Genomic DNA, 15,884 nt, shown 5'->3' on the forward strand with positions numbered 1-15,884 from the left:
CGAGGCAAACGCGGGGCGGGTCAACCAATCAGAAATGAACGATAGCGACCCGACCCGCAAATCCCCGGCATATTCCGGAAATTCGAGACCGGACGGTGATTACTCGCCGCCGAGAATGCCGAGCACCTGCTCGGAGAAGAAGAACGGCTCGAGGCGTTCCCGGATCAGCCCGGCCAGCACACCGTTGCGCTTGGCCGACTCGATGACGGCGGGGCCGTAGCGCAGGATCTCGGCGCCGATGTCGTCGGCGGTCAGGCCGAGCTCGGGCAGCATCGCCGAGAGCGTGTGCTTGCTGTACCTGGCGTAGAACACCTCGACGCATTCGCGCACCAGCATCCCGAAGTATTCCTTCTCCCTGGTCGTCACCGCGATCTCGTAACAGATCTGGACCAGTTCGTTGAGATCCTTCTGGGTGAGGTACTCGCGCAGGCCGGCCACGGGCTCGTCGGCGTGCAGATCCCAGAACTCCATCGCCGCCGAGTGCACCGGCGCGTCGCGCAGCATGTCGCGGATGGCGTTGTTGGTGCGCTTGAGCGCGAACAGGGCGCCCTTGCCCGCGAGGTCGCCGACGAAGGTGCTGTCGGCGACCTTCTTGGCGCGGTTCGCGGCCGACTGACCCAGCGACATCAGCGAGGAGACGCCGGGGATCTTCTCGGCGCGTTCCCGATTGGCCTGCATGAAGTCGCCGATCAGCTTGTCGACGAAACGGGCGGCGACGGTGGCGACGAGCGGGCTCTCGGTGAGCCGGTCCAGGATGCGCTCCTGGGCCTGGTGCATGCCGAAGATCTTCTCCAGCAGCGCTTCCACCGGCTCGCGGTCGACCACATCGCCGAGGGTGTACTCGGTGTTGGACGCGATGTGGTCGTAGATCGCGTCGGAGAAGATGCCGACGGTGTCGGCGATGACGGGGCTGCCGCCGATGCGGTCGAACACCGTGGCCACGGTCTGTTCGCCCTGCTCGAGCGAGACGACGTCACCGAACACGATGGTGTCGCCGACGGCCAGCACGGCGGCCACGTCCCGCGCGATCACCTCGGCGAACCGGTCGCCGGTCACCTCGGCGAGCAGGAAGTCCACCTGCGCGTCGAGCAGTCGTTCGGCGATCTGGCGCGCCTGTGTCATCTGGGTCCACCCATCACGGTCGTTGCTCGGACGGGAGGCCTTGCGGCTACTTGTCGTCGGCGCCGGAATCGTTGCCCTGCATCGATTTCCGGATCTGAGCCAGACGCTCGCGCGCGGCTTTCTCCCGCGCCTCCCACTGTTCGTCGACGCTGCGACCCGCCGGGGTCTGCTGGTCGAGCTCACCCATTCCCTGCGCGGTGCCGAAACGCTGCTCGACCTTATCGCGAACCGCGTCGAATGTCGGTACTCCGGAAGTGGAATAGCCGCCGGTCACAGTGGGTGCGGCGGCGCCGGGCAGGCCATGCGGTACCGGCGGTACCGGCATAGTGCCCCCGACCTGGTCGGATGCGACGGACACCACATCGGCGTCCACCACGTCCGTGTCCAGAGTCACAGGTGATTCCGTCTCCGTATGACCGGCTTCGACCTGGGCGAGTGCGGCGGCGACAGCGCCGAGCCTGGGCCGTCCGGCGACCGCGGCACGCAGCACCGACACCAGCTCGGCGTCGGGCAGCACGGCCAGGCGGCCGAGGATCTCGCTCGTTTCGCTCATACCGCCAGGCTACGCAGGCAGGAAGCCGCCCGACCACTCCGTGATGCGCTGCGGCCAGCGCGGGCCGAGCGCGTCGATGACATCGTTGTGGCCGGCGCCGGGCACCACGACCAGCTCTTTCGGTCCCTGCGCCGCCGCGAAGAGGCGTTCGGCATGGCGCAGCGGGAGCAGTTCGTCGCGGTCGCCGTGGAACATGAGCACCGGGGCCCGCAGTGCCGCGATCCGGCGCAGGCTCGGATAGGCGTTCGGGATCAGCGGCGTGGGCAGGAACGGATAGACCGAGCGGGCAGCGGCGCGCATGCTGCTGAATGTCGACATCAGGATCATGCCCGCGGGCGGGTGCTCGGTGGCCAGCTCGAGCAGGACACCGCCACCGAGCGACTTACCGAGGTACAGCACCCGATCCGGGTCGACGCCGGGCTGGTCGAGCAGGGTCGCCCGGACCGCCCTGGCATCGCGATAGGTGCCCTGCTCCCCCGGCGATCCCGTGCTGTGGCCGAAACCGCGGTAGTCGAAGGCGAGGACGTCGAAACCCGCCCGGACCAGCAGCGCGATGATCGGCACGCGGTCGCCGATGGTGCCTGCGTTGCCGTGCGCGTAGAGGATGTGCCCGCGTGGGCGGTCGGCGCGCACGAACCAGCCGTGCAGGTCGACGCCGTCGGCGGTGCGCGGGTGCACGTCGCGGTAGTCGAGGCCGTAGGCGGCGGGCGTCTGGGCCACGTGCTTGTCCGGGTGGTAGACCAGCGCGTTCAGCGCCCTGGTCGCGGGGTGTCGTATCACTTGCCGCGGCCCGCCTGGAAGCCGAAGTCCCAGTGGTACAACCGGGCGATCTCCATGACACCGCCACCCGGCTGACCGGCGGGCGGCCGGACGAAGGTGCCCTCGCGCCGGACCACCAGCTCGCCGTTGACGTTCTCCAGCACGGCGAGGACGGCGTCGCGGGAATTGTCGGTGCAGCCGTCGAGGGTCATCTCGATCGGCGGTGAGTTCACCGGGTTCAGGGTGACGGTGGCGTGCACGCCACGGAAGTCGCTCGCGCCGTCGTAGATCGAGGCGAAGACCAGGATGCGGCGGAAGAACTGGGTGTAGTCCAGGTTGATCGAGAGGTTCTCGCCGGTGATGCTGGCGCCGGTGCGGTCGTCCTGGTCGAGGTGGATGAACGGCGGCTCGTACAGTGCGCCGAACCGGCGGTCGAGGGCGCGGACCGAGCCGATCGCGCCGTTGACCAGTTCGAAGAAGCAGCACAGGTCGAGGTCGATGTTCTTGCCGCGCAACTTGCCGAACAGGCGGCCGGTCGCGGCCATCGAAGTCCAGTTGAGGTTCACCCGCATGACGCCGCCGGTCGCGCCGTGCTTGGTGAGCGAGACCGAGGGTGATTCCTTGGTCAGCGAGATCTTGGACAGGTTCACCGGAGGCGCGGAAGGCGGGGCGGCGGGTGCGTCGTCGACCGAGATGCCGAAATCTGTTGCCAATCCTGCCAATCCGGAGTCGTAGCCCTGGCCGACCGCGCGGAACTTCCACGCACCCTGGCGGCGGTACAACTCACCGAGGACGAACGCGGTCTCGGTGGTGGCGCCGGTGCTGTCGAAGCGGGCGACCTGGGCACCGCCGGCGGCGTCGATCACCCGGATGTAGAGGCCGTGGAACTGGCCGAAGGTGCCGCCGTCCGCGGAGGCGGCGAGCACGATCGTCTCGATCTGCGACTCCACCTGGGCCAGGTTCACCGACAGGGCATCGATGACGATGTGGCCCTGCTGTTTTCCTTCGTGGCGAACCGCGCCCGAGGGGTGTACCGCCTGGTTGTAGAAGACGAAGTCGTCGTCGGAGCGCACCTTCGTACCGGCGAGGAGCAGGGCGGAGACGTCGGCATCGGGCACCCCCGCACCCGACTGCCAACCCACTTCGACGCGGACCGCGGAGGCAGGCACCGCAACATTGGCGCCTTTCATCATCGACACACGTGCCAACCTATCCCGCCCCGCGCGGTACCCGAGCCGTCGCCCCTGCTCGGGCGAGCCGACTACCTGGTCCGGATGCCGGTCGAACCGCGAGCCGGAAATCGACCTGACACCACCGCCACGACCCGCGAGGATGGGCTCATGTCGACCCGGGAACTCATCGTGCTGGGCACAGCCGGGGCTGTGCCCACCCGCCGCCGCAATCACAACGGCTATCTGTTGCGCTGGGACGGCCAGGGCATCCTGTTCGACCCGGGCGAGGGTACCCAGCGGCAGATGGCGCACGCGGGCGCTTCCGCGACCGAACTGCAGTGGGTCTGCATCACCCATTTCCACGGGGATCACGCCCTCGGCGTCCCCGGCATCGTGCAGCGGCTCGGTCGCGACGGAGTACCGCATGCTGTCCACGCCGTGTTCCCCGCCGACGGCGCCGAGTATTGGGAGCGCCTGAAGTTCGCGACCAGCTACTACGGTTCGCCCACGCTTGTCGAGCACCCCGTCAGCGGCCCGGGTGCGACGTTGCCGGGTGACGGCTTCACGCTCACCGCGCTGCCCTTGGACCACAGCATCCCCACCTACGGCTACCGCATCGCCGAGCCGGACGGCCGGACATTTCTGCCCGAACGGCTGCGCGCGCACGGCATCTCCGGCGCGGCCGTCCGCGAGCTGTCGGGCGCGCTGCTGGAGGAATGCACGGTGCCCAGGCCCGGCCAGAAGGTCGCCTTCGTCATGGATACCCGCCTGTGCGACAGCGTCTTCGCCCTGGCCGAGGGCGTGGACATGCTCATCATCGAGTCCACGTTTCTCGACTCCGAGACCGGCCAGGCCGCCGAGCGGGGCCACCTGACGGCGCGGCAGGCGGGCGAGGTGGCGCGGGCCTGCGGGGTGCGAACCCTGGTCCTGACCCACTTCTCCGAACGCTATGCCGAAGCCGACGACCCCCTGTTCCTGGAGCAGGCGGACTTCCCCGGCGCCGTGCTCGCCCACGACCTGGACCGCGTCCCACTCCCACCCCGCCGCGTGGCTCACTGAGAGGACGCGGTGCGGCGGGATGAAACGCTCGATCTCGGTGACCGAGTAGCGAGTCCTGCTGGGCGGTGCCGCGTTCGGGAATCGGCGGCTGGGTAGCAGGTCGGCCATAACGTCTCGCGGATGAGTAATTCATGTGTTTCGCGGAAGCGGAAATCATTGTTGTCGTTGGTGTCCGTGCCGCTGATGGCTGTCGGATTGGTGGCTGCGGGGTTGGCGGGTACCGCCGGCGCAGCCCCTGCCGCGGGGGGACCCACCAAGATCGACCTGCAGGGTGCTGCCAACGTTCGGGATCTGGGTGGGTACATCACCTATGACGGAGCCAAGGTCAAGACGGGCAAGCTTGTTCGGGCCGACGCGCTCGCCAAGCTGACCGACGCCGATCTGCAGAAGCTGGCGGCGTTGAAGCTCCAGACTGTGATCGACCTCAGGACGCCGTCCGAGGTGCAGGCGATGGGGGCGGACAAGTTGCCCGCGGGAGTTCCGTTGGTGGCGCGTCCGATCGACGACGGCGGCATGTTCACCAAGATGTTCCAGGCGATTTCGTCGAAGGATCCGGTGCAGCAGCAGGCAATGCTGGGCGACGGCAAAGCCGAGCAGATCATGCAGAACGTGTACCTCAACTTCTTCACCCCCGACGCGCTGGGGAAGTTCGGGCAGTCGGTCAAGGATCTCGCGAATACCGCGAACGCCACGCTGTACCACTGCACCGCAGGCAAGGATCGGACGGGATGGCTGTCCTACGTGACACTGCGGGCCGTCGGCGTGCCGGAGTCGGTGGCTCGGCAGGACTACCTGCTGTCGAATCAGTATCGGGCGGCGGCGGATGCCGCACTGCGGGCCCAGCTGAAGCAGGCAGGCATCATGCAGAATCCGGACCTGCTGATTCCCCTGCAGGAAGTACGGGTCGCGTACCTCGACGTGGCGCTGGAGCAGATCGACGAGAAGTACGGGGACTTCGGCAAGTACCTCACCGACGGACTCGGACTCGACGGCTGGACCCTGATGAAACTGCGGAAGAACCTGGTTTCCTGATCTGAGGGACAGCGGAAGACGACGAAGGCCGCCCGGCGGGATGCCGGGCGGCCTTGTGGGATGCGGATCAGCCGCGCAGTTCGGCGCCCACCGCGGTGGTGGCCGAGGCGACGGCGGCGTCGCGGGCGGCGCTGGCCTCGTCCTCGGTGAGGGTGCGGTCGGTGGCGCGGAAACGCAGGGCGTAGGTGAGGGACTTGCGGCCCTCACCGGCCTGCGCGCCCTCGTAGACGTCGAACAGGGCGATGTCCTCGAGCAGGTCGCCACCACCGGTACGCAGCGCCGATTCGACGCTCGCGGCGGGCACGGCCTTCTCGACGCTGATCGACACGTCCTGCAGGACGGCGGGGAACGCCGACACCGTGGGCGCCGGACGGGCCTCGGTCAGCGGCAGGGCGTCGAGGTCCAGTTCGAGCGCACAGGTGCGCGGCGGCAGACCGGCACGCTCCAGCACGGCCGGGTGCAGCTCGCCCGCGTGACCGACCACGACACCGTCGACGACCAGTTCGGCGCAGCGGCCGGGATGCCACGGCAGGTAGGCGGCGGCCCGGCGTTCGATGGTGACACCCGCCGCGTCGGCGACGGCGTCGACCAGCGCGAACGTGTCGGCGGCCTCGGCCTGGCGGCCCGCGCCCCACGGACCGCGCGGGTCCCGCTTGCCGCTGAGCACCGCGGCCACATGGACCGGCTGGGCGGGCAGCGAGGCGTTCAGCTCGGCGATCTGCTCGTCGGTGGGACGACGATCCACCGGCAGCGCCGCGACCGCGTGGGTCTCCGCGCCGGGCTGCACGACCTGGGCGATGCCGTAGATCGTCAGGTCGCGGGCGCCGCGCGAGATATTGCGGGTGGCCACTTCCAGCAGACCGGGCAGCAACGTGGTCGCCAGCTCGGGGCGCTCGGTGTCGAGCGGGTTCAGCACGCGGGTGGTGTTGCGGCGCGCGTCGTCGACGTCGAGACCCCAGACGTCGAACACACCGGCGGGCAGGAACACCGGCGCGGGCACCTCGACACCACCGGCGAACGCCAGCGCCCGGCTCACGGCGCGGCGCCGCTTCTGGGTGGCGGTCAGGCCGCGACCGGCGGGCGCCGACGGCAGGACCGACGGGATCTGCTCGAGACCCTCCAGCCGCAGCACCTCTTCGACCAGGTCGGCGGGCTGGGACAGGTCCGGGCGCCAGCTCGGCGGGGTCACCAGCAGCTGGGTCTTGCCCGCGTCGTTGACCTCGATCTCGACCCCGGCGCCGATCTGGGCGAGCCTGCGCACGGCGGTGCCCGCCGGGTAGGTTACGCCGGCGACGCGGTCGGGCAGGTCGATATCCATCGCGATCGGCGCGACCGGCGCCAGCGGAACGCGGATGTCGGTGAGCGCGGATTCGATGGTGCCGCCGGTGATCTCGGCCAGCAGGGTGGCCGCCCGGTCGAGCGCGGCGATATTGATCTCCGGGTCGACGACGCGCTCGTAGCGCTTGCCCGCCTCCGAGACCAGCTTGTGCCTGCGCGCGGTCCGGTACACCCGCAGCGGGTTCCAGGTCGCGGCCTCGAGCACCACATCGGTGGTCCCGGGGCCGACCTCGGTGCTGCCGCCGCCCATCACGCCGGCCAGCGAGACTACACCGGAGTCGTCGGCGATCACCACGTCCTCGGCGTCGAGAGTGCGCTCGACATCGTCGAGGGTACGCAGGGTCTCACCGGTGTTGGCCGAGCGAACGACCAAGCCGCCGTTGAGCTTCGCGGCGTCGAAGGCGTGCAGCGGCTGACCCAGTTCGAGCATCACGTAGTTGGTGACGTCGACGGCGGGCGAGATCGGGCGCATGCCCGACAGCATCAGCCTGCGCTGCAGCCACAGCGGGCTCACCGCGTCCGGATTCATCCCCGTGACCCGGCGCACGCCGAAACGGGTGCACTCCGAATCGGCCTCGAGCCGCACCGGCCACGCCTCCGCGTCGCCCTCGGCCAGCGTCCGCACGGCCGGATCGGCGTACTCGAGATCGAAGCCGCAGGCCAGTTCACGGGCCAGGCCGCGGACCGAGAAGCAGTAGCCGCGGTCGGGGGTGATGTTGAGTTCGATGATCGTGTCGTCGGTGCCCAGCAGCACATTCGCGTCGTCACCCGGCTGCGCCGAGCCGGGCTCGAGCACGAGGATGCCGTCGTGGTCCTTGCCGATGCCGAGTTCGGCGACCGAGCAGATCATGCCGTGGGAGGTGTGCCCGTAGGTCTTGCGCGCGGAGATCTTGAACCCACCGGGCAGCACGCCGCCGGGCAGCACGACGACAACGAGGTCGCCCACCGCGAAATTGCGGGCGCCGCAGACGATTTCCTGCAGCTCGGGGTTGCCGACATCGACTTTGCAGAAGCGGATCGGCTTCTTGAACTCGGTGAGCTCGGTGATCTCGGCGACGCGGCCGACGACCAGCGGCTTGTCGATGTCACCGCCGATCGGCTGGAGCTCGTCGACCTCCTCGACCTCCAGGCCGACACGGACGAAACCGGCATCGAGCTCGTCCGCGGACACCGACCATTCCGGGGTGGTGCGCTGCAGGATCTCGGTCAGCCAGGACTGCGCTACTCGCACGTGACTTTTCGCTCTCTCTCAGGACCGGATACCGAAGGGCAGGGTGAACCGCACGTCGCCCTCGACGATGTCGCGCATATCGGGGATGCCGTTGCGGAACTGCAGGGTGCGCTCCATGCCCATGCCGAACGCGAACCCGGAGTACACCTCGGGGTCGATGCCGCTGGCGATCAGCACCTTCGGGTTGACCATGCCGCAGCCGCCCCACTCGACCCAGCCCGCGCCGCCCTTCTTGTCCGGGAACCACACGTCGACCTCGGCCGACGGCTCGGTGAAGGGGAAGTAGTTGGGGCGCATCCGGGTTCGGGTGTCCGGGCCGAACAGGGCGCGCGCGAACGCGTCCAGGGTGCCGCGCAGGTGGGCCATGGTCAGGCCCTTGTCGATCGCCAGACCCTCCACCTGGGAGAACACCGGGGTGTGGGTGGCGTCGAGTTCGTCGGTGCGGAAGGTGCGGCCCGGGCACACGACATAGATCGGCAGCTCGCGTTCCAGCATCGAACGCACCTGCACCGGGGAGGTGTGCGTGCGCAGCACCTGGCGCGAACCCTCCGGGGCGATGTGGAAGGTGTCCTGCATGGTGCGCGCCGGGTGATCGGGCAGGAAGTTCAGCGCGTCGAAGTTGAAGTGCTCGGTCTCGACCTCGGGACCCTCGGCGACCTCCCAGCCCATACCGACGAACACGTCGGCGATCTGCTCGGAGATGACGGTGATGGGGTGCCTCGCGCCGACCGGCTGACGGCGCGCGGGCAGGGTGACGTCGATCTTCTCCGCCACCAGCACGGCCTGATCGCGCTCTTCCAGCAGCGCGGCGCGGCGGGCCTCGAACGCGTCGGAGACGCGCTTACGGGCGACGTTGACCCGCTTGCCCGCGTCGGCCTTCTCCTCCTTGGGCAGCGCGCCCAGTCCCCGCTGTGCGAGCGCGATCGGCGACTTGCCGCCGATGTAGTCGGTCTTGGCGACCGCCAGCGCATCCAGATCAGCCGCAGCGGCGAACGCCTTCTCGGCCTCCGCTGCCGCTGCCGCGAGTGCCTCCTCGGTCAGCAAGGCGTTCTGCTCGACTCCACTGTTGTCGTCGGCCACGATCGTTCGACTCTCCCCTGGGGATCGGTTCACGGGTGCGTCATTGCCTACCCGTATCGGTGCTGCATAAATCCTATGGGATCGGGTTCACGCGATTCATCCGGATTACCGGCGGGCGGGTCGCGACCGTGCTACGGCCCGCCGGAAGGTCGCGGTGCGGACCGACAAGTCCAGGTCAGGCCGGTTCTCCCCACGTTCGCGGACCCACCGGAAATTCGAGGGAACCGAATGGGCTCGCGCCCCGTCCAACTGTTCAAACACTTCAGCGTGTTCGACTCGAGAACAGGACGACGCGATGCCTGAACAGACTTGCGACTCGACCCCTCCGCAAGACCGGCGCACCCGCCTGACGGCTCCGGGCAGCGGTTTGGCACTGTGTGGACTCGGCATCCGGCCCACCGGCCGGCGCCCCTTCCCGCGCGCGGCCGGGTTGTGCGAACGGCCGGAGACTGCTCCCGAGCCTGGACCCCGCCGATCGGAAGGCCTCGAATGAGACAACTTCCGGAGCGTCGGTCGGAACCCCCGGTGCGGCGGCTGTACGTGCGGTTCCAAGCCGCCCAGCCCACGCGGCACGGGCGATTCCCCGGCGTGTTCGCCCTGGTCAACGGTCTGTCGTCGGAGGGTCGGCTGACCGTCGAACAGGAGCGGTTCCGGCGCAGCGGCAACGACTGGTTCGCCGATCATCTGGTGAATCCGTACGAGGTGGATCGGCGGGTCTACGACCGCGACCGGCATCCGGGCGCGGCGGCGTGGTTCAAGTCGACGGCGCTGCTGATGATCGACCGGGTCAGTGGCTACCTCGACATCCTCGACGCGCACGGGATCGCCTGGGAGCGGCTGGATTCCGATACACCGGGGATCATCCTGTACGAGGATCCACAGCAGATCGTCGCCCTGCCGGAGGTGATCGCCGCGGTGGGCTCGTAGGAGACAGCAATGGCCCGCGCGCCGAGCCGGCACGCGGACCATCCGACCCGGATCAGGCGGACTGCCGGGTATGGCGCGGCAGGAATGCCGCTACCACCGCCGCGACGGCGACCAGTGCCGCGCCCACCCAGACAGCGGGGATCAGGCCGTCGACGTAGGCCTGGGGGTCGGTGTAGGAGCCGTGCGAGGCGAAGACCGAGGCGAGCACGGCGATGCCCATGGCCACGCCCACTTCGCGGACGGTGCTGTTGATACCCGAGGCCATGCCCTGGTCGGCCGGGGAGGCGCTGGCCATGACGATGGTGGAGGACGGGGCGAAGGTCAGGCCCATGCCGATGCCACCGAGGACGAAGGGGGCGACGAAGGCGACATAGGCCACATCGGTGCTGGTGATCAGTGCCATCCAGGCCAGCGAGACCGCCAGGCAGACCTGTCCGGTGGCGATGAGGACGCGCGGACCGACGCGGTCGACGACCAGCCCGGCCAGCGGCGCGACGACCATCGGGACCATGGTCCACGGCATGGTGCGGATACCGGATTCCAGCGGCGAATAGCCCTGCACGACCTGGAAGAACTGAGCGAGCAGGAAGATCGCGCCGAAGACACCGGCGGAGAAACCGAAGGAGACGATGTAGCTCAGGCTCAGTCCGCGCGAGGCGAACATGCGCAGCGGGAGCATCGGGTCGGTGACGTAGCGTTCCCAGGCGACGAACGCCACGAGCAGCGCCCCGCCACCGATCAGCGCGGTGAGCACGCGCGGTGCGGTCCAGCCGTCGTCGGCGCCGTGGATGACGCCCCACACCAACGCGAGCACGCCACCGGCCGAGAGCGCCAGCCCGAGCAGGTCCAATCGCCGTGCGGTGCCGCGGGATTCGGCGAGAATGCGCGCGGCGAACGGCAGCGCCAGCAGGCCGATCGGGACATTGAGCCAGAAGATCCACTGCCAGTTCAGCCCGTCGACGACCGCGCCGCCGACCACCGGACCGACCGCGACACCCAGCCCGGCCAGGCCGCCCCAGATGCCGATCGCGGCACTGCGCATCCGTTCGGGGACCGCCGCGGCGAGCAGGGTCAGCGACAGCGGCATCACCGCGGCGCCGCCCGCACCTTGGATCGCGCGGGCGAGGATCAGCATCCACGGTTCGGTCGCGAGCGCGCAGGCCGCCGACGCGGCGACGAAGACGGCGATGCCGGCGAGGAACATCCGCCGGCGGCCGATCCGGTCACCCAGCGCCGAAGCGGTCAGCAGCAGCGAGGCGAACGACAGCGTGTAGGCGTTGATGAACCACTGCAGATCCGAAAGGGACGCTCCCAGTTCGGTTTTGATCACCGGCAGCGCGTTCGTCACGACGAGGTTGTCCAGCGTCACCATGAACATCGGGATGCCGACGGCGGCGATCACCGCGCCGAGCGGAGCGGTTTTCGGGCCGCCGGGAGGCTGCGTGTCGGCGAGAACGGCATCGCCGGGTTCGAGTATCTGAGTCATGTCCAACCCTGTTGTTATTCACTGATAACTAATACCGACCATGGTTATGCATCGACTGATAACATGTCAAGAGGCGACCGAACTCCGAGGAGGAACACACTCATGGGCGGCACGAGAACCCGGATGACCGCATCCGAGCGCAGCGCGCAGGTGCTCGAGGCCGCGGTACACGCCTTCGCCGAATCTGGTTACGCCGCAACGAAAACCGACGAGATCGCCCGGCTGGCCGGTGTCTCGCAGCCCTATGTGATCCGGCTGTTCGGCACCAAGCAGCAACTGTTCCTCGCCGCGCTGCACGAGGTGTGCGAGCGGATCGAGGAGGTGTTCCGCGGGGCCGAGATCTCCCCGGGCGCCGATACCGCCGACGCGCTACGCACCCTGGGGCAGGGCTTCGACGTCTTCCTGGCCGAACGCGAACTCCCGCTCATGCTCCTGCACGGCGCCGCCGCCAGCGCCGATCCCGCGATCGGCGATCCCATGCGCGAGCGGTTCGGCCGGATCTATCGCCTGATCGGCGAGCTCACCGGCGCCGACACCCTCGAATCACGCCGTTTCGTGGCCACCGGCATGCTGCTGACGATCATGACGGCCATGCAGGTCGCCGGGAGCGAGGCGATCCCGCTCCCCTGGGCCACCGAAATCCTCGACGATCTGCAAAACTCCGACGCGCCGGGATGCTGACCGCCCGCTACTTCGCGTGCTGGACGCGGGCGCTCGCGTAGAGGCAGATCGCCGCCGCCGCAGCCAGATTCAGGCTTTCGGCGCGGCCGTGGATGGGGATGCGGATGCGATGGTCGGCGCGGGCGGAGACGGCAGGGTCGAGGCCGTGCGCCTCGTTGCCGAAGAGCCAGGCGACCGGGCCGGCGAGGATCTCGTCGGCATCGTCGAGATCGACCTCGCCGGTAGCCGCGGTGGCCAGGATCGTGACACCCGCCGCGGAGATCGCGTCGAGGGTGGCGGTGATATCGCGGCTCCGCGCGATCGGCACATGGAAGACGCTGCCCGCGCTGGCCCGGACGCATTTGCCGTTGTGCGGGTCGACGGTCTCCCCCGCGAGGATCACGCCGTCGGCGCCGACCGCGTCGGCGACCCGGATCAGGGTGCCCGCATTACCGGGCTCGGCGATCTCGACGGGGACGGCGAGCATGCGCGGGCCGCGGTCGAGGACCTCGCCGAGCGGCACATCGAGCAGCTCGCACACCGCGACCAGACCGGGCGCGGTGACGGTTTCGCCGAGATGTTCGGCGGCGCGATCGCTGACCAACGTGGTGCGCACGCCGTCGGCGGCGGCACCGGCGATCAGCGCGGTCTCGCGCTCGGCCGCGGCGAGCGAATAGAACAGCTCACGGACGCGACCGGTCTCCAGCGCGGCGGTCACGGCATTGGCGCCCTCGGCGAGGAACTGGCCGGACTTGCGGCGTTGCGCGGCGCGCTGGAGCTTGACAGCGGAAACGACCCGCGGATTGCGCTCGGAGAGCGCGTCCACGGGTCGTTCCGACAGCTCGCTGTGTGTTGTCAAGCTCAGGCAGCGGTGGCCGGGGCGTTGACGTCGGCGGGCAGCGCGGCCTTGGCGACAGCGACGAGACCGGCGAAGGCCTCGGCGTCGGAGACGGCGAGCTCGGCGAGGATCTTGCGGTCGACCTCGACACCAGCGGCCTTGAGGCCCTGGATGAAGCGGTTGTAGGTGATGTCGTTCAGACGCGCGGCGGCGTTGATACGAGCGATCCACAGCTTGCGGAAGTCACCCTTGCGCGCCTTGCGGTCGCGGTAGGCGTAGGTCAGCGAGTGGAGCTGCTGTTCCTTGGCCTTGCGGTACAGGCGCGAGCGCTGGCCCCGGTAGCCCTTGGAGGCCTCGAGGATGGAACGGCGCTTCTTCTGAGCGTTGACGGCCCTTTTGACGCGTGCCACTTTTTCAGTCCTTGATCATCTGGGGGCGCGGCGGCGCCCGAGTTCGGTAGTTGTCGGCGTCCGGTTACCCGGCCGCGGAATCGTCAGGTTGCGACGGTCTTTACCTGAAAATCAGGCGAGACCGAGCAGCCGCTTCACGCGGGGGGCGTCGACGGCAGCGACGGACTCCGTGCCTTCCAGACGACGAGTCCGGCGGGTGGCCTTGTGCTCCAGGAGGTGGCGACGGTTCGCCTGCTCGCGAAGCAGCTTGCCACTGCCGGTCACCTTGAATCGCTTCTTGGCGCCGCTGTGGGTCTTGTTCTTCGGCATGGATTCCTCTATCTGTGTCGGTGAAATCGGTGTTACTGCGGGTCGGCCGGCGCAGCCTGCTCGGCGGGCGCCGGGGTTTCGACCAGCGCAGCCGGGTCGGCGCTCGCGGGACCGGTCGGCAGCGGACGTGCCGCCGGCGCCGATTCCTGCTGTGCCTTCACCCGCGTCTTCGCGCCCTTGTGGGGAGCGAGGACCATGGTCATGTTGCGGCCGTCCTGCTTGGCCGAGGTCTCGACGAAACCGAGTTCGGCGACGTCGGAGGCCAGGCGCTGAAGCAACCGGAAACCGAGCTCGGGCCGCGACTGCTCACGACCACGGAACATGATCGTGACCTTGACCTTGGACCCGGCTTCGAGGAAGCGCACCACATTGCGCTTCTTGGTCTCGTAGTCGTGGTCGTCGATCTTCGGGCGGAGCTTCTGCTCCTTGATCACGGTCTGGACCTGGTTCTTCCGGGACTCGCGCGCCTTCTGCGCCGTCTCGTACTTGAACTTGCCGTAGTCCATGATCTTGCAGACCGGCGGACGGGCATCGGGTGCCACCTCGACGAGGTCGAGGTCGGCTTCGAGCGCGACGCGAAGTGCATCTTCAACACGCACGATCCCAACCTGTTCGCCGCCGGGTCCGATGAGACGGACCTCGGGAACACGGATGCGATCGTTGATGCGGGTCTCAGTGCTGATGGGGCCTCCTAGGTCAAGCGGTGTCGTCATAACGACCGCGCGCAATAACTGCAACCCCTGTTTCAACACGAAAGCCCCGTTGCGGTATTTCTCCGCCACGGGGCCCGATGTCGACCGATCGCCCACAGCCGATGCCCTCACGAGCTCGGTGTCGACCCCTGCGTGCCAGGCACACAGGAAACCCGTCACATCGGACGGGTGACCGGGACCGTTTGTCCAGTACGATTGCTCGCCGGTAACGGTGGGAGTCGGGCTCCACTTATCTGCCCCAGGCTTGCATGACACAACCAGGGGCGGTCGTCAGCGGAAAGTCTAGCATCGCATTCCGCTATCGCCGAATCGGCCTGGCGCGAACGGGCCCGAACAGCCCCGATATAGCCTTGTCGCCATGACTGAGGAGCTCGATCCCCCCGTGCGCGACCTGGCCGACATCCCTGCCGTCGAAGTGATCAGCCGGGCCGCCGTGATGCTGATGAGTTCGGCCGCGGAGAAGCTGGGGCTGGCCGCCGAGGACCCGGATTACGGGACGCACGTCGACCTCGACGAGGCGCGCCGGGTGATCACCGCGCTGGCCGGCCTGGTCACCGCGTCGGTGGAGTACCTGGGCCCGCACGCGGGACCGATCCGCGACGGCCTGCAGGCGCTGCAGCGCGCGTTCCGCGAGGCCTCCTCGGTACCCGACGCACCGGGCATGGGCCCTGGCGAGAAGTACACCGGCCCGGTGTACTGACCGGACCCGCGACCGGAGAAACGAAAAGATCCGCCGACGCGCACGTCGGCGGATCTTCGCGTCTACGGGCCAGGGCGGCCGCTACGTCGTCGGACTCAGGCCGCGGGGGGCGGCGTGACCGGCGGGGTGCCCGGCGTGACCGAGAGGGCCGAGCCGGAGGAGATCATGTTGGCGATGGCGGTGAACAGCGCCGCGCTTCCGGTATCCATTACTCAGGTGTTCCTTTCGATTCTGCCGCGTCAGACAGTCGGCTTGGTGGGCTCGTAGGCCACCGAGGACCCGCCACTGAGGAAAGACAGAATCTGGCCGATGAGCGCCGTGGTGGCTTCATCCATGGGGACGTTCCTTTCAAACTGCACGACATCCGCGATCGCGCCGCCCACGGGCGCGAGACACCACGGGATGCCGGTTCGACTAACCGCTACTGTCCGGTACTCCGGCAACGGTGAGGCGAATGCTACCCACCCGTGTTTCACTTTGTCGCGTTTTCGGAAA

16 protein-coding genes are annotated in these 15,884 nt (G+C 68.6%); 5 read left to right on the forward strand and 11 right to left on the reverse strand.

What is annotated here, in order from left to right; all coding sequences use genetic code 11:
* Window positions 1-99: 99 nt before the first annotated feature.
* The 4 genes from ACFVAV_RS29405 to ACFVAV_RS29420 are packed head-to-tail and all read right to left on the reverse strand — an operon-like array spanning window position 100 to window position 3,627.
* Window positions 100-1,122 carry a hypothetical protein gene (locus ACFVAV_RS29405; protein ID WP_379038807.1) on the reverse strand — a complete coding sequence of 341 codons (1,023 nt, stop codon included), beginning with the start codon at window positions 1,120-1,122 and terminating at the stop codon, window positions 100-102.
* Window positions 1,123-1,168: 46 nt separating this feature from the next.
* The gene (locus ACFVAV_RS29410) at window positions 1,169-1,675 is read right to left on the reverse strand and encodes a PspA/IM30 family protein (protein ID WP_379038808.1); all 507 of its coding nucleotides are present in this window, start codon (window positions 1,673-1,675) and stop codon (window positions 1,169-1,171) included.
* A gap of 9 nt (window positions 1,676-1,684) precedes the next feature.
* Entirely contained in the window at window positions 1,685-2,455 is a 771-nt protein-coding gene (locus tag ACFVAV_RS29415; protein WP_379038809.1) for an alpha/beta hydrolase, read from the reverse strand.
* Window positions 2,452-3,627 carry a TerD family protein gene (locus ACFVAV_RS29420; protein WP_379038867.1) on the reverse strand — a complete coding sequence of 392 codons (1,176 nt, stop codon included), beginning with the start codon at window positions 3,625-3,627 and terminating at the stop codon, window positions 2,452-2,454. Before ACFVAV_RS29420 ends, ACFVAV_RS29415 begins: the two co-directional genes overlap by 4 nt.
* 147 nt (window positions 3,628-3,774) lie before the next feature.
* Between ACFVAV_RS29420 and ACFVAV_RS29425 the strand changes: the two genes are divergently transcribed.
* Together ACFVAV_RS29425 and ACFVAV_RS29430 are read left to right on the forward strand one after the other, a co-directional pair.
* A complete protein-coding gene (locus ACFVAV_RS29425) occupies window positions 3,775-4,665 on the forward strand; it encodes a ribonuclease Z (protein WP_379038811.1) in 891 nt (296 codons plus the stop codon).
* Window positions 4,666-4,848: 183 nt separating this feature from the next.
* Window positions 4,849-5,697, forward strand: coding sequence for a tyrosine-protein phosphatase (locus tag ACFVAV_RS29430; protein ID WP_379038812.1), 849 nt, complete (start codon window positions 4,849-4,851; stop codon window positions 5,695-5,697).
* Window positions 5,698-5,764: 67 nt separating this feature from the next.
* Here ACFVAV_RS29430 and pheT read toward each other — a convergent pair whose 3' ends face one another.
* Together pheT and pheS are read right to left on the reverse strand one after the other, a co-directional pair.
* A complete protein-coding gene (gene pheT, locus ACFVAV_RS29435) occupies window positions 5,765-8,266 on the reverse strand; it encodes a phenylalanine--tRNA ligase subunit beta (RefSeq protein ID WP_379038813.1) in 2,502 nt (833 codons plus the stop codon).
* Between the two features lie 18 nt (window positions 8,267-8,284).
* On the reverse strand, window positions 8,285-9,346 hold the full coding sequence (gene pheS, locus ACFVAV_RS29440; protein ID WP_378851818.1) for a phenylalanine--tRNA ligase subunit alpha: 1,062 nt from the start codon (window positions 9,344-9,346) through the stop codon (window positions 8,285-8,287).
* Between the two features lie 489 nt (window positions 9,347-9,835).
* Here pheS and ACFVAV_RS29445 point away from each other — a divergent pair, with 489 nt between their 5' ends.
* Window positions 9,836-10,273 carry a hypothetical protein gene (locus tag ACFVAV_RS29445; RefSeq protein WP_379038815.1) on the forward strand — a complete coding sequence of 146 codons (438 nt, stop codon included), beginning with the start codon at window positions 9,836-9,838 and terminating at the stop codon, window positions 10,271-10,273.
* A 52-nt stretch (window positions 10,274-10,325) separates the two neighbouring features.
* Here the strand turns inward: ACFVAV_RS29445 and ACFVAV_RS29450 are convergent, their stop codons facing one another.
* Window positions 10,326-11,759 (reverse strand): MFS transporter, encoded by a 1,434-nt coding sequence (locus ACFVAV_RS29450; RefSeq protein ID WP_379038816.1) that lies wholly within the window; start codon window positions 11,757-11,759, stop codon window positions 10,326-10,328.
* A gap of 123 nt (window positions 11,760-11,882) precedes the next feature.
* Here ACFVAV_RS29450 and ACFVAV_RS29455 point away from each other — a divergent pair, with 123 nt between their 5' ends.
* The gene (locus tag ACFVAV_RS29455; protein ID WP_379038818.1) at window positions 11,883-12,440 is read left to right on the forward strand and encodes a TetR/AcrR family transcriptional regulator; all 558 of its coding nucleotides are present in this window, start codon (window positions 11,883-11,885) and stop codon (window positions 12,438-12,440) included.
* 7 nt (window positions 12,441-12,447) lie between these two features.
* Here ACFVAV_RS29455 and ACFVAV_RS29460 read toward each other — a convergent pair whose 3' ends face one another.
* The 4 genes from ACFVAV_RS29460 to infC form a co-directional block, all read right to left on the reverse strand.
* Complete coding sequence (locus tag ACFVAV_RS29460; protein WP_379038820.1) at window positions 12,448-13,245, reverse strand: TrmH family RNA methyltransferase; 798 nt, start codon at window positions 13,243-13,245, stop codon at window positions 12,448-12,450.
* Window positions 13,246-13,280: 35 nt separating this feature from the next.
* Window positions 13,281-13,667, reverse strand: a complete 387-nt coding sequence (gene rplT / locus ACFVAV_RS29465; protein WP_019046423.1) for a 50S ribosomal protein L20 — start codon at window positions 13,665-13,667, stop codon at window positions 13,281-13,283.
* 111 nt (window positions 13,668-13,778) lie between these two features.
* Entirely contained in the window at window positions 13,779-13,976 is a 198-nt protein-coding gene (gene rpmI, locus ACFVAV_RS29470; protein ID WP_218716546.1) for a 50S ribosomal protein L35, read from the reverse strand.
* A 32-nt stretch (window positions 13,977-14,008) separates the two neighbouring features.
* Window positions 14,009-14,689: a translation initiation factor IF-3 gene (infC, locus tag ACFVAV_RS29475; RefSeq protein WP_189034132.1), complete on the reverse strand. Its 681-nt coding sequence runs from the start codon at window positions 14,687-14,689 to the stop codon at window positions 14,009-14,011.
* Window positions 14,690-15,047: 358 nt separating this feature from the next.
* Between infC and ACFVAV_RS29480 the strand changes: the two genes are divergently transcribed.
* Window positions 15,048-15,389, forward strand: coding sequence for a DUF1844 domain-containing protein (locus ACFVAV_RS29480; RefSeq protein ID WP_379038824.1), 342 nt, complete (start codon window positions 15,048-15,050; stop codon window positions 15,387-15,389).
* Window positions 15,390-15,884: the final 495 nt, after the last annotated feature.

Source organism: Nocardia sp. NPDC057663 (assembly GCF_042799895.1).
Taxonomy (GTDB): domain Bacteria; phylum Actinomycetota; class Actinomycetes; order Mycobacteriales; family Mycobacteriaceae; genus Nocardia.

What these genes read in the sequence shown, in the direction of transcription:
- ACFVAV_RS29405 (WP_379038807.1), bottom strand. Translation starts at nt 1,122, where the DNA reads ATGACACAGGCGCGCCAGATCGCCGAACGACTGCTCGACGCGCAGGTG.
- ACFVAV_RS29410 (WP_379038808.1), bottom strand. Translation starts at nt 1,675, where the DNA reads ATGAGCGAAACGAGCGAGATCCTCGGCCGCCTGGCCGTGCTGCCCGAC.
- ACFVAV_RS29420 (WP_379038867.1), bottom strand. Translation starts at nt 3,627, where the DNA reads ATGATGAAAGGCGCCAATGTTGCGGTGCCTGCCTCCGCGGTCCGCGTC.
- ACFVAV_RS29425 (WP_379038811.1), top strand. Translation starts at nt 3,775, where the DNA reads ATGTCGACCCGGGAACTCATCGTGCTGGGCACAGCCGGGGCTGTGCCC.
- ACFVAV_RS29430 (WP_379038812.1), top strand. Translation starts at nt 4,849, where the DNA reads ATGGCTGTCGGATTGGTGGCTGCGGGGTTGGCGGGTACCGCCGGCGCA.
- ACFVAV_RS29445 (WP_379038815.1), top strand. Translation starts at nt 9,836, where the DNA reads ATGAGACAACTTCCGGAGCGTCGGTCGGAACCCCCGGTGCGGCGGCTG.
- ACFVAV_RS29450 (WP_379038816.1), bottom strand. Translation starts at nt 11,759, where the DNA reads ATGACTCAGATACTCGAACCCGGCGATGCCGTTCTCGCCGACACGCAG.
- ACFVAV_RS29455 (WP_379038818.1), top strand. Translation starts at nt 11,883, where the DNA reads ATGACCGCATCCGAGCGCAGCGCGCAGGTGCTCGAGGCCGCGGTACAC.
- rpmI (WP_218716546.1), bottom strand. Translation starts at nt 13,976, where the DNA reads ATGCCGAAGAACAAGACCCACAGCGGCGCCAAGAAGCGATTCAAGGTG.
- infC (WP_189034132.1), bottom strand. Translation starts at nt 14,689, where the DNA reads ATGACGACACCGCTTGACCTAGGAGGCCCCATCAGCACTGAGACCCGC.
- ACFVAV_RS29480 (WP_379038824.1), top strand. Translation starts at nt 15,048, where the DNA reads ATGACTGAGGAGCTCGATCCCCCCGTGCGCGACCTGGCCGACATCCCT.